Origin of the sequence: Cobetia sp. 29-18-1 (assembly GCF_029846405.1) — a bacterium.
Taxonomy (GTDB): Bacteria; Pseudomonadota; Gammaproteobacteria; order Pseudomonadales; family Halomonadaceae; genus Cobetia; species Cobetia amphilecti.
In genome coordinates this window covers 75,170-87,864 of record NZ_JARWKS010000004.1, presented here as the reverse complement: position 1 = coordinate 87,864, position 12,695 = coordinate 75,170, and the positions used below count along the sequence as shown (strand labels likewise).

9 protein-coding genes are annotated in these 12,695 nt (G+C 63.5%); 4 read left to right on the top strand and 5 right to left on the bottom strand.

Features of this window, described 5'->3' with window-relative positions:
• Window positions 1-206: 206 nt before the first annotated feature.
• The gene (gene hemB, locus QD208_RS04475; protein ID WP_279835892.1) at window positions 207-1,226 is read left to right on the top strand and encodes a porphobilinogen synthase; all 1,020 of its coding nucleotides are present in this window, start codon (window positions 207-209) and stop codon (window positions 1,224-1,226) included.
• Between the two features lie 48 nt (window positions 1,227-1,274).
• Window positions 1,275-3,560, top strand: a complete 2,286-nt coding sequence (gene ppk1, locus QD208_RS04470) for a polyphosphate kinase 1 (protein WP_131432772.1) — start codon at window positions 1,275-1,277, stop codon at window positions 3,558-3,560.
• Window positions 3,561-3,766: 206 nt separating this feature from the next.
• Here the strand turns inward: ppk1 and QD208_RS04465 are convergent, their stop codons facing one another.
• Window positions 3,767-5,908: a PhoX family phosphatase gene (locus QD208_RS04465; RefSeq protein ID WP_279835890.1), complete on the bottom strand. Its 2,142-nt coding sequence runs from the start codon at window positions 5,906-5,908 to the stop codon at window positions 3,767-3,769.
• Window positions 5,909-6,170: 262 nt separating this feature from the next.
• Entirely contained in the window at window positions 6,171-7,331 is a 1,161-nt protein-coding gene (locus QD208_RS04460; protein WP_279835889.1) for a 3-deoxy-7-phosphoheptulonate synthase, read from the bottom strand.
• 726 nt (window positions 7,332-8,057) lie between these two features.
• Here QD208_RS04460 and QD208_RS04455 point away from each other — a divergent pair.
• Both QD208_RS04455 and QD208_RS04450 read left to right on the top strand, forming a co-directional pair.
• Window positions 8,058-8,612, top strand: coding sequence for a sigma-70 family RNA polymerase sigma factor (locus QD208_RS04455; protein WP_043332989.1), 555 nt, complete (start codon window positions 8,058-8,060; stop codon window positions 8,610-8,612).
• Entirely contained in the window at window positions 8,591-9,301 is a 711-nt protein-coding gene (locus tag QD208_RS04450; protein ID WP_107335921.1) for an anti-sigma factor, read from the top strand. The genes QD208_RS04455 and QD208_RS04450 overlap by 22 nt, the downstream gene beginning before the upstream one ends.
• 177 nt (window positions 9,302-9,478) lie before the next feature.
• On the opposite strand, the gene folM is transcribed toward QD208_RS04450, so the two are convergent.
• From folM to ubiD, 3 genes are all read right to left on the bottom strand, one after another.
• Window positions 9,479-10,192: a dihydromonapterin reductase gene (gene folM / locus QD208_RS04445; RefSeq protein WP_279835888.1), complete on the bottom strand. Its 714-nt coding sequence runs from the start codon at window positions 10,190-10,192 to the stop codon at window positions 9,479-9,481.
• 33 nt (window positions 10,193-10,225) lie between these two features.
• Window positions 10,226-11,020 (bottom strand): FAD-binding oxidoreductase, encoded by a 795-nt coding sequence (locus tag QD208_RS04440; RefSeq protein ID WP_043332993.1) that lies wholly within the window; start codon window positions 11,018-11,020, stop codon window positions 10,226-10,228.
• An 86-nt stretch (window positions 11,021-11,106) separates the two neighbouring features.
• On the bottom strand, window positions 11,107-12,576 hold the full coding sequence (ubiD, locus tag QD208_RS04435) for a 4-hydroxy-3-polyprenylbenzoate decarboxylase (protein ID WP_054556519.1): 1,470 nt from the start codon (window positions 12,574-12,576) through the stop codon (window positions 11,107-11,109).
• Window positions 12,577-12,695 lie beyond the last annotated feature (119 nt).

Here is a 12,695-nt window from a genome sequence, read left to right as displayed (position 1 = left end):
TCACGGGCCACCCACTTGCAGGCCGCAAGCCAGGCCTTCTCGTCGCCCGACAGACGCCTTGTCATCATGTTCAGCCCCTGCTGGCACCTCACGTGACCGGCCTTGCCCCATGACCGCTGGCATCACTGTAATATTAATGAAATATTATAGACCTAGACTGCCTGCGACCATCACGGGAGCGGACCACCCGACCCGGAGAGCATTTCTTGAGCCAACGTACCCCGCGCCAGTTTCCTGCGACTCGTATGCGCCGTATGCGCAAGGACGACTTCTCTCGCCGCCTGATGCGTGAAAATCAGCTGACGGCCGATGATCTGATCCTGCCGGTCTTCGTTCTCGAAGGCTCCCAGCGTCGTGAAGCCGTGCCCAGCATGCCGGGCGTCGAGCGCCTGTCCATCGACCTCATGGTCGAAGAATGCCGCGCCGTCCACGGACTGGGCGTGCCGGCCATCGCGCTCTTCCCGGTGGTCGATGCCGAGGCCAAGACGCTGTATGCCGAAGAATCCTATAACGCCAACGGCCTGGTGCAGCGTTGCGTGCGCGCCTTGAAGGAAGCGCTGCCGGAGCTGGGCGTCATCACGGATGTCGCGCTCGACCCCTACACCGTTCACGGTCAGGACGGCATCCTCGACGAAGACGGCTACGTACTCAACGACCGCACCGTCGAGACCTTGATCAAGCAGGCGCTGTCACACGCGGAAGCCGGTGCCGATGTCATCGCGCCCTCCGACATGATGGATGGCCGCATCGGCTCCATCCGCGCCATGCTGGAACAGGAAGGCCTGATCAACACGCGCATCATGGCCTACTCGGCCAAGTACGCCTCCAACTACTACGGCCCGTTCCGTGACGCAGTCGGTTCGAGCGGCAATCTGGGCAAGGCCGACAAGCAGACCTACCAGATGGACCCCGCCAACAGCGACGAAGCCCTGCATGAGGTGGCGATGGACATCGCCGAGGGCGCTGACATGGTGATGGTCAAGCCGGGCATGCCCTATCTTGATGTGGTAACGCGTGTGAAGCGCGAGCTGGAAGTGCCGACCTTCGCCTATCAGGTCAGCGGTGAGTACGCCATGCACATGGCGGCTTTCCAGAACGGTTGGCTGGATGCCGACAAGGTCATTCTCGAGTCGCTGATGTGCTTCAAGCGTGCGGGTGCCGACGGCATCCTCACCTATTTTGCTCGCCAGGCGGCCGAATTGCTGGCGCAGAAAAACCGCCTTTGACAACCCCGGCCATTGCGGATGCGGCTGACCGGGATCATGGAGTTGATGATGGAACAGACGCCCAAGCAAGACACCGACAACAACACGGCGACCCTGCCGGAAGTCGCTGACAGTCGCGACAAGGATGCTGCCCCCAAGGCAGCATCCACCCCACGGGAAGGCGAGATCGAGCTGGCGGCGGATGAGCCGCCGGCTCAGGAACCGCTGCCCCTGCGCGTCAACCGGACGCGTACCGGTATCCATGCCAAGGCCACCCCCTCCCCCGAGGCTGATCTCGCTGATCCGGCGCTGTACTTCAATCGCGAGCTGTCCAACCTGCAGTTCAACATCCGCGTACTCGAGCAGGCCAAGGATACCTCGCATCCGCTGCTCAACCGCTTGATGTTCCTGCTGATCTTCACGTCCAACATGGACGAGTTCTTCGAGATTCGCGTGGCGGGTCTCAAGCATCAGATCGCCTTCGATCGCACCGACCCCGGCTGTGACGGCATGCTGCCGAGCAAGGTGCTCGATGAGGTATCCCGCATCACGCATGAGCAGGTCGAACGCCAGTACCGCATGCTCAACGAGGACCTGATCCCCGCGCTGGAAGAGCAGCACATCCGCTTCCGTCGCCGCAATCAGTGGAACGATGCCCAGAAGGCCTGGGTGCGCGATTACTTCGAGGAAGAGATCCAGCCGGTCATCAGCCCGATCGGCCTCGACCCGTCGCACCCGTTCCCGCGCCTGGTCAACAAGAGCCTCAACTTCATCGTCGAGCTGGAAGGCAAGGATGCCTTCGGTCGTGAAGGTGGCCTGGCCATCCTGCCGGCCCCGCGCTCGCTGCCGCGTCTGATCCGCATCCCGGATGGCCTCGTCGAGCCGGGGTACACCGAATACGTCTTCCTGTCCTCGATGATCCACGCTCACGCCCAGGAGCTGTTCCCGGGCATGAAGATCAAGGGCTGCTATCAGTTCCGCCTGACCCGCAACGCCGACCTCTCGGTGGATGCCGAGGATGTCTCCGACCTGGCCTCCGCGCTGCGTGGCGAGCTGCTGGCGCGCCGCTACGGCGACGGGGTGCGTCTCGAGGTGGCCGACAACTGCCCGGAAGCGCTCTACACCTTCCTGCTCAAGCAGTTCGACCTGGAAACGCGTGACCTCTATCAGGTCAAGGGCCCGGTCAACCTCAACCGCCTGATGGAAGTCATCGGCGACGTCGGCCGCGAGGACCTGCTCTACGCCCCGTTCACCCCGGGCATTCCCAAGGCGCTCAAGGGCGACAACAGCCTGTTCGATGCGATCCGTCGCGAGGACATCCTGCTGCATCACCCCTTCCAGTCCTTCTCCCCGGTCGAGAACCTGCTCGCCGAGGCGGCGCGTGACCCGAACGTGCTGGCCATCAAGCAGACCCTCTATCGCACCGGCGCCGACTCCAACATCGTCTCCTCGCTGGTGGAAGCCGCACGTCAGGGCAAGGAGATCACCGTGGTGATCGAGCTGCGGGCGCGCTTCGATGAGGCCGACAACCTGCAGCTGGCCTCACGCCTGCAGGAAGCCGGCGCCATCGTCATCTACGGCGTGATGGCCTACAAGACCCATGCCAAGATGCTGCATATCGTGCGACGTGAACACGGCGAGCTGCGTCACTACGCGCACCTGGGCACCGGTAACTACCATGCCAAGACGGCGCGCCTGTATACCGATTACAGCCTGCTGACCGCCAACGAGACGCTGTGCGAGGACGTCCACAAGGTCTTCCAGCAGCTGACCGGCATGGGCAAGCAGCGCAATATCGAGAAGCTGCTGCACGCGCCCTTCACACTGCATGAGCGCATGGTGGAGATGATCGACCGTGAAGCGCGCAATGCCGAGAAAGGCAAGCGCGCCCACATCATCATCAAATGCAATTCACTGACCGAGCCCAAGCTGATTCGCGCCCTCTACCGCGCCTCGCGGGCTGGCGTGCAGTGTGACCTGATCATCCGCGGCGTCTGCTGTCTGCGCCCTGGCGTGCCGGGGATTTCCGACAACATCCGCGTACGCTCGGTGATCGGTCGCTTCCTCGAACACACGCGCACCTTCCACTTCCACAATGCCGGTCAGCCGGAAACCTGGTGCTCCAGCGCGGATTACATGGAGCGCAACATGTTCCACCGCGTCGAGACCTGCTTCCCGCTGCTCGACAAGAAGCTGGCCCAGCGTATCCGCAAGGACCTGGACACCTATCTGGTCGACAACTGCCAGAGCTGGCGTCTGGAAAGCGATGGCCACTACACCCAGCTGGATGCCGGCGACGCGGAACCGATCAGCGTGCAGGAAACCCTGCTGTTCGCCTACGCCGCCAAGGCCTGATCGCGCTCGGCAAGGTCAGGACAGAACAAAGCTCATGAACTCTCGGCCCTCATGCTTGCGTGGGGGCCGTTGTCGTTGGCCCTCCCCACCCGCTTGATCGACCAAGCACCCTCAAGCGAAGCGGGGCCAGGTTCAGGCGCATGAAAAAGCCCCCGTATCATCGATACGGGGGCTTCGCGTTCACACCTGACGCGCGGCGGCTTACATCAGACGCCGATCTGGCCGCCATCTTCGCGCTGGATGACCACGGTCGCGGCGCGGGCACGCACGCTGCCGTCGGTCTCGGCGGTGGCGTCATCGCTCTGCGGCCAGTTGGCCGGGTGCTGGATGTTGATGAACATCGCGGTCTTGTCCGGGGTAGTGAAGATACCGGTGACTTCACAACCGTTCGGGCCCACCGCGAAGCGCTTGAGCTGCGCCTGGTTGTCGGCACCGATCACGGCCGCGTCACCCTCGGCCTGCTCGAGACCTGCCGGCACGACCGCCAGCAGCTGGTCATTGGTGACCTCGGTGATGCCTTCGTAGCCGTTGTCGGTCTGGATCCACAGGATGCTGTCCTGACCTTCGCGGCCATCGAAGTAGAGGCCATCGGGACTGGCGAACTCGTTCATCTCGGTCAGGCCGGACAGGTTGTCGGCATCGCTGGCCGCTGCGCCGAACACGAAGATCTCCCAATCGAAGGCCTTGTGATCGCCCGCTTCACGCCAGCGGATGATCTGACCCGCTTCGTTGTTGCCACGCGGATTGGCCGCGTTGGTCGGCGCGGTCTTGTAACCGACACCCGGCTCCTCGATGGCGGTGCCATCGTTGGTGAAGGCGGCGTCAGTGCCTTCCTCGGTACGCTTGGAGTTGTTGGTCAGCGTCATGTAGACCTCACCGGACACCGGGTCCACCGCGCCCCACTCCGGGCGGTCCATCGGGGTCGCGCCCATCAGGTCAGCCGCATCGGTGGTGTGGATGATGATGCCAGCCAGGTCATCGGCCGCCAGCCCCAGTGCCTCGGCCAGGGTGCGGCCATCCTTGGTCACGGCGTCCGGGGTCAGCTTGAGCCACGTGCCGGTGCCATCGGCGGAGAACTGGGCGACATACAGCGTGCCCTTGTCCAGGTACTTGTCGCCGATCGCCAGGCGGTCCTTGAAGTCACCGGCGCCACGGGCATCAGCGGCGTCCCACTTGGCGTCCGACACGAACTTGTAGATGTACTCGTTGCGCGAATCGTGACCGGAGTAGAAGACCACCGGCTCACCCTCGACCAGCTTGCCCGGCCAGCAACCTTCGTGACGGAAGCGGCCCAGCGCGGTGCGCTTGATGGCCTGCTCGCCGGTGTAGGGGTCGATCTCGACGATATAGCCGAAGGTCCGCGGCTCGTTGCGGTAATCCTTGTCGGCGGTGTCTGCCGTCGGCGTGTTGTCGAAACGCGCGAATTCGCCATCGACTTCACTGGCATCCCCGGCGGCGGTTTCCCAGCCATAGCGGCCACGCTCGGTCTCGATGCCGATGCGGTTGTCATCGAGCTGACGATCGCTGCGCTTGACGAAGTAACCCGGCCAGTTCTCTTCGCAGGTCAGGTAGGTGCCCCATGGGGTGTAGCCGTTGGCGCAGTTGTTGTTGGTACCACGGGTGCGCATGCCATCCGGCGAGAAGGCCGTCTTGACGTAATCGCTGCCCGCCACCGGGCCGCTCAGCTTCATTTCGCTGGCGCTGGTGTAGCGGCGGTTGTAGCGCGAATCGCCCACCACTTCCCACTTGCCGTTGCTGGCCTTCTTGACCTCGACGATGGTCACGCCATGGGCATTGATCTCGGTGCGCACTTCATCGGCCGGACGCTTGCCGGAATCCGCATTGGTTGCGCCGCCCTTGGGTGCCCACAGAGCATCCTGATCGATGTATTCGTTGTTCATGACCAGCAGGAAGTTGCTGGAGGCCGTGTCGTCGCTCAAGGCGAAATTGTGCATGCCATCGTGATGCATGCCGACGGTGTTGAGCTGGATCTCCGGCGTCATCGCCAGGTCCTTGCTCCACTTGGGTGCCTTGGCATTGAGCGGCGTGCCCCACGGCGCCAGCACCTGTGCGGTATACCCCTTGGGAACCACGACTGCATCCGTGCGTGAACCCTTGATCGATTCGAAGGCCAGTGCCAGAGCCGTCTTCTCGCCCGCAGCATTGCTGGCGGCGTTGGCCGTGGTGCTCAGCCCCGCAAGACCGAAACCACCCAGCATGCTGGCAGCCGCCATGCCCAGGCCACCCTGCAGGACACGACGACGCGAGATGTGTCGTTCGATGACGGATGAGAACGTCTCGTTGCTGCTGGGATTAAGCAGGCGATGGTCTTCGATTTCCTTGCTCATGTCGCTTCCCCGTAGTCAGGTTTCGGGTTGTTCTGTTCAGGCATGCCCCTTGAGGGCATGCCGAAGGCAACAAGAGTGATACGCGAGCCCGATGACAATTCCGTGACGAACGGGCAACAAAGGCAAGAGACGACAGCGCCCAACGGCCTTTCGACCGTTGGGCGCTGGGGACTTCAGGACAAGCCGACAAATTCAGCAAACATCAGGCAAGCGCGACGTCATCCTCCCATCGAGGCGCGAGTCTGGCGCCTGACGTCTGACCTCAGGCCTCGCGCAGGCGCTCGGCGGCCAGGCTCAGCAGGTGCTCGGTGGTTTCCCAGCCAAGGCATGCATCGGTGACGGACACGCCATGACGCAGCTGGGAGAGCTTCTCCGCTGCCGGCAAGGCCTGCTTGCCTTCATTGAGGTGGCTCTCGAGCATCACGCCGATCAAGGCATCATCCCCCGCCAGGCGCTGAGAGAGCACATCCAGCATCACTTCGCTCTGGCGACGGTGGTCCTTGCGGGAATTGGCGTGGCTGCAATCGACCATCAGGCGCGGCGTCAGGCCAGCGCCTTCCAGCTCACGCCGGCAGGCGGCCACCGAGGCGGCGTCATAGTTGGGCTGGCCATGGCCGCCGCGCAGCACCACATGGGTGTGCGGGTTGCCCGCGGTCTCGATCAGCGCCGGACGTCCGCTGTCATCCATGCCGAAGTGGCGATGCCCATGCGCCGCCGCCCCGATGGCCTGCACGGCGACCTCGACGCCTCCGTCAGTGCCGTTCTTGAAGCCCACTGCACAGCCGAGGCCGGAGGCCATCTCGCGATGGATCTGCGACTCGGTGGTGCGGGCGCCGATGGCCGCCCAGCCGAGCAGGTCTTCCAGGTAGGCGGCGGTCAGCGGCTGCAGCAGCTCCGTCGCCACCGGCAGGCCCAGCTGGTTGATCTCGCGCATCAGCTCGCGTGCCTGACGCAGGCCGGTGGCCATGTCATCGCTGCCATCCAGGTGCGGATCATAGGCCAGCCCCTTCCAGCCCACCGTGGTGCGCGGCTTCTCGACATAGACACGCATCACCAGCTTGAGGCGATCACGCACCTGCGGCTCGATCACCGCCAGGCGCTGGGCGTACTCGCGCGCGGCCTTGAGGTCATGGATGGAGCACGGCCCGACCACCACCAGCAGACGATCATCGTCGCCGGCGAGAATGGCGTTGATCTCATCGCGATGCTGGCGAATCTGGCCGGCCAGGTCGGCGTCCACCGGCAGCTGCTCGCGCAACTCGCTGGCGCTGGGCAGGGCTTCACGACTGATGCGTCCGGGTGTGGTCGGTGTCTGGGCGGCATCAGAGCGGGTCACGGTGGCGTTCTCGGCAGTCAAGGGATCAACAGTGGCGTCGGCAGTATGCGGGTTGGCGGTCAACACGCGTTCAAGGCTGGCGTTCATGGTCTTCTCTCCTGTGATGAAGCCTCGGCTCCATCACGCAATATTCATTCTGACAGACAGGGACTTCGCGAATCGTCACCCCGGTGTTGCTCGCCCTGCCCCGCGGTGACAGCGGAAAGAGGCAGGACGCCGCTAAATCGCCAGCGCCAATAACCATGCACGACCCGAGCGGAGGCAAGAGAAAAGCGGGTAGTCAGGATAGTGGTGCGCATGGTCATTCCTCTCGTCATTCATGCTGCAATCATTGTCGGCACGTTAGGGTGGCATGCCTCTCGTCATGGATTTCGCAAGGCCCGAAACGCAAGAACCCCCGGCCGTGGCTGCGACCGGGGGTTCTTCAAGGTGGTGGCAGCCCGTACGAGACAGGCGCGCCGTAACCTCAGGCGCGCCCCTGTGTAAACCAATACCAATAGCCGGCCGCACACGCCGCCGTCACGACCTGGCCCGAAGGGCAGGCAGCGACAGTGAACGGGCGGTGGCTGGTGGTCTGATTCATGGGGCGGGCCGGTATCCAGTGGTGACGATGAAAAGGTGATAGGCCTATCCTTGCACTCCAGATCGTCCTGCGCAAGCGTGAACCGGCAACAAACCGTTGCCCGCACGCATAAAGAAGGGCTATCAGCCTGAAGTGGCATCAGTATAATCTTTGGTTGTCGAGCAACATGATCGGCAACACGCATTCGTCCAGCGGTGCCTGACACCGCGCCCACAGCTTGGAATGCATGCATGCAGGATTCCCGAAATGATGCACTGATTGAGTATCTGTCGGGATGCGCCCGGCAGGATGCCAAGGCACTGGATCAGCTCTATCGAGCGACCAGTGCGCATCTATACGCTCAGTTGCTGCGTATCTTGAGACATGAGGCATCCGCGCAGGATTGTCTTCAGCAGGTCTACATCCGGGTATGGGCCGCCGCCGCCCAGTATGACGCCGGCCGCGCCCGCCCGATGACCTGGCTCGGCACCATGACCCGCAACATCGCCATCGACTGGATACGTCGACAGCGACCCAGCGAGCATGACAGCGATGAATTGATCGCCGCCATGCCGGGGCGGAGTGATATCGAGGCAGATGTCGACCTGGCCCAGCACAGTGGTGAACTCCACCAGTGCCTGGCCGAGCTGAATGACGATCAACGCCGCGCCCTGGAACTGGCCTACTTCGAAGGCCTCACCCACCAGGATCTGGCCAATCAACTGGACCAGCCCTTGGGCACCGTCAAGAGCTGGGTCCGTCGTGGACTCGAGAGGTTGAAGACATGCATGAGTCATTTGATCTGAGCGACCCGGAACTGCGCGAAGCCGCAGCGGGCGAATATGCGCTCGGCACATTGACACGCGACGAGCGCGCGGCATTCGAGTCACTGCTGGCCGTCAGCCACGACCTGCAACGTGATGTGGAGCGCTGGCGCGAGCATCTCAACGTGTTCAATGAACAGCTTCCCCCCGTCACGCCACCGGCCCATGTCTGGCAAGGCATCGCCGAGGCGACGGGCACCGCCCGTCAGCCCTGGTGGCGTCGCCTGGGCCTGTGGCAGGGCATGACCGCCACGGCGTTCAGCCTGGCACTGGCAGTCACCCTGACCTTCAGCCTGGGGCACAACGCGGGCATGGAGAGCGACTACGTGTTCGTGGTCAACAACTCTGACAGCAGCCCCGGCTGGATCGTCAACGCCTCCCACTCGGGCGAGATGATGGTGCAGGCCGTCAGGCCCGAAGCGCCGGCCCCCGGCAAGGTCTGCGAGCTGTGGCTGATGGCCAAGGATGGCAAGGAGCCGATGTCACTGGGCATCCTGCCGCACTCCGGCACCATGAAGGTCGAGGTGCCCAAGGAGTATCTGGCCGCCTTCCCCGACAGCGACCTGGTGATCACGCTGGAAAGCCCGCAGGGCGCTCCCTCCGGCAACCAGATGGGCCCGACCCTCAAGAAGGGCCAGCTGACGCCGGTCGAAGGCCGCCACATCCTGTAAGCGCTTCGCTAGTACAGGATGTAGTAGCAACGATCGCCACAACGATCGCAACAACGGTCGCAGCAACGAAAAAAAGCCCCCGCTGAGAAGCGGGGGCTTTTTTGTGCGGTGCTCAGGTCTCGAATGTCACGCCTCGAAAATCAAAAGCGATAACCGAAAGAGCACTGACACAAGCTATCAGCGCAGGTGGCGGCCACCATCCACCGGCAGGGTCGTGCCCGTGACATAGGGACTGTCCAGCAGATAGCGCAGTGCCTGCCAGATGACGCCTGGCCCCGGCACCTGCTGCATCAACGACTTGGCGCGCGCACGCTCGGCATAGTCATCATCATCGTCCGGGCGCAGCATGATCAGCGCCGGCGCGATGGTGTTGACCTGGATGCGTGGCGCGAACATCGACGCGAACGACAAGGTCAGGTTCTCGAGCCCCGCCTTGCTGGCCGCGTAGGCCGCATGCTTGCGCGAGCCCTTCTGGACCACGAAGTCACTCATGTGGACGATGTCCGCCTGCGTCTCGACTCCGGCTTCCAGCAGATCGCGCAGCGCCAGATTGATCAGGTACGGCGCCTGCATGTGGACACGGAACAGCTGCTCGAACAGCTCGCCCTGCCCCTCGCCGTCGCCATCCGGCGCCCAGTCGCCGGCATTGTGCACGATGGCCCGCAATGTCGGAGTCAGCTCACGAATCGCCGCGATGAAGGCCTGGATGCCTGCCTCGCTGGAGAAATCCGTCTGCACGGTGCGAATGCCCAGCGCGCGCAGGGCATCGAGCTCTTCCCGCTCGCGTCGATAACTGATGATGACCGGATGACCATCATCGATCAGTCGCTCGGCACAATAGCGCCCCAGACGCTGGGCGCCGCCCGTGATCAGTATCGGGGACTGGCTCATTCACTCGACTCCTTCAGGCAATGTCAGGCTGCTTCAGGCAGAGACCAGCGCCGGGTCCAGCAGCGGCTCGCGTGGCGCATAGCTGAACACATCGGAGCTCAGCGCGCTGGCCTCGACACCCAATGGCGTCAGCGCATCGACACAGGCATAGACCATGCCCGGCGAGCCGGACAGATAGACGCGCTTGCCCGCCATGCTGCCCGCGTGCTTGCGCAGCGCCTCGTCGATACGCCCCAGATGGCCATTGAAAGCGGCCTCGACACCGGCCGCTTCCAGCGCGCGATGGTGGGCATCACCGACTTCCGGCGCTTCTTCCAGCACCGGGAAATAACGGAAGTTGGGCTGACTGGCGGCCCAGTTGAGCGCCGCGCTCTCCAGGTACAGATCGCGACGCTCGCGCGCCGCCCACCACAGCTCGATGGGCTGGGTCAGGCCACGCGCAAACGCCGCCTGCAGCATGGCGTGCATCTGCGAGAACCCGGTGCCGGCACAGATCAGCACGATGGGGCTGGGGTCGTCGAGGTCCAGCACGCACTCGCCACTGGGCAGGCGCAGCTCAAGTTGATTGGCCGCGACCAGCAGGCTGCGCAGACGCGCGGAATTGCTGCGCTCCGGCCAATGCTGGATATGCAGCTCGAGCACGCCATCATCACTGGCGGCATTGGCGATGGAGAACGGTACCCAGGTGGTGTCATCGAGCTTCATCTCGAGATACTGGCCCGGCGCGTGCGCCAGGGCCTCGGGACGTGCGGCGAAGCGCACACGAAACACGTCCGGGGTCAGATCTTCCACACTCTCGACATGACAGGTCAGGGTCCGCGCCGTCATCGTATCCTCTTGTTATCTGATGCCTGCCGCCAGCGCGCCGCGCAACGACAGGGTAAATGCATGGGTGTTGATGGTCTGTCGCGGAATCAGTCCAGAATGCCCAGACTGTCCCAGCGTTCATCGACACGGGATGTGATCTCTTCGCTCATCACGATGGGCTCGCCCCACTCGCGGTCCGTCTCGCCGGGCCACTTGTTGGTCGCGTCCATGCCCATCTTGGAGCCAAGCCCCGCCGTTGGCGAGGCGAAGTCCAGATAATCGATCGGCGTATTGTCGACCAGAACGGTATCACGGCTCGGGTCCATGCGCGTGGTGATGGCCCAGATGACATCTTCCCACTTGCGGGCATCGACATCATCATCCAGCACGATCACGAACTTGGTGTACATGAACTGACGCAGGAAACTCCAGACCCCCATCATCACGCGCTTGGCGTGGCCGGGGTACTGCTTCTTCATCGTCACCACCGCCATGCGGTAGGAGCAGCCTTCCGGCGGCAGATAGAAGTCGACGATCTCCGGGAACTGCTTGCGCAGAATCGGCACGAAGACTTCATTGAGCGCCAGGCCGAGAATCGCCGGCTCATCCGGCGGACGCCCGGTATAGGTGGAGTGATAGATCGGGTCGCGCCGATGGGTGATGCGCTCGATGGTAAAGACGGGGAAGGTCTCCACCTCGTTGTAATAGCCGGTGTGATCGCCGTAGGGGCCTTCCGGTGCCACGTCATCCGGATACAGATAGCCTTCCAGGATGATCTCGGCGCTGGCCGGGACTTCGAGATCCGACAGGCCGCATTTGACCAGCTCGGTGCGCGAGCCGCGCAGCAGACCGGCAAAGGCATACTCGGAGAGTGAATCCGGCACCGGCGTGACAGCGCCGAGGATGGTGGCCGGATCGGCACCCAGCGCCACCGCGACCGGGAAGGGCTCGCCCGGATGGGCCTTCTGCCACTCGCGGAAGTCCAGCGCGCCGCCACGGTGTGCCAGCCAGCGCATGATCAGGCGATTCTTGCCGAGCTTCTGCTGACGATAGATGCCGAGGTTCTGGCGCTCCTTGTGCGGACCACGGGTGATCACCAGCGGCCAGGTCACCAGCGGCGCGGCATCCCCGGGCCAGCAGTGCTGAATCGGAATCATGTCGAGATCGACATCATCCCCTTCCAGCACGATCTCCTGACAGGGCGCACGCTTGACCTTCTTCGGCCCCATGCTCATCACCTGCTTGAAGATCGGCAGCTTGTCCCAGGCATCACGGAAGCCCTTGGGCGGCTCCGGCTCCTTGAGGAAGGCCAGCAGCTCGCCGACTTCGCGCAGCGCCTCGACAGACTCCTGCCCCATACCCAGCGCCACGCGCCGCGGCGTGCCGAACAGATTGCCCAGCACCGGCATGCTGTGGCCCTTGACGTTCTCGAACAGCAACGCCGGACCACCCGCCTTCAGGGTGCGATCGCAGATCTCGGTCATCTCCAGATAGGGGTCCACCTCGGCACGAATGCGCTTGAGTTCGCCCTTCTCTTCCAGCGCCGCGATGAAATCGCGTAAGTCTCGATACTGCATGGGAGTTTCCGCTCGGCTTGATCAAGTCCCGAGCATACCATTGCCAGCCGGCACTCGGCAGGTCAGCAACGCAAGACGCCCACTTCCCGGGCGGGAAGTGGGCGTCCTGGCAAGCACCT

Coding starts and splice junctions, on each gene's coding strand:
- ppk1 (WP_131432772.1), top strand. CDS start 1,275: ATGGAACAGACGCCCAAGCAAGACACCGACAACAACACGGCGACCCTG.
- QD208_RS04465 (WP_279835890.1), bottom strand. CDS start 5,908: ATGAGCAAGGAAATCGAAGACCATCGCCTGCTTAATCCCAGCAGCAAC.
- QD208_RS04460 (WP_279835889.1), bottom strand. CDS start 7,331: ATGAACGCCAGCCTTGAACGCGTGTTGACCGCCAACCCGCATACTGCC.
- QD208_RS04455 (WP_043332989.1), top strand. CDS start 8,058: ATGCAGGATTCCCGAAATGATGCACTGATTGAGTATCTGTCGGGATGC.
- QD208_RS04450 (WP_107335921.1), top strand. CDS start 8,591: ATGCATGAGTCATTTGATCTGAGCGACCCGGAACTGCGCGAAGCCGCA.
- folM (WP_279835888.1), bottom strand. CDS start 10,192: ATGAGCCAGTCCCCGATACTGATCACGGGCGGCGCCCAGCGTCTGGGG.
- QD208_RS04440 (WP_043332993.1), bottom strand. CDS start 11,020: ATGACGGCGCGGACCCTGACCTGTCATGTCGAGAGTGTGGAAGATCTG.
- ubiD (WP_054556519.1), bottom strand. CDS start 12,576: ATGCAGTATCGAGACTTACGCGATTTCATCGCGGCGCTGGAAGAGAAG.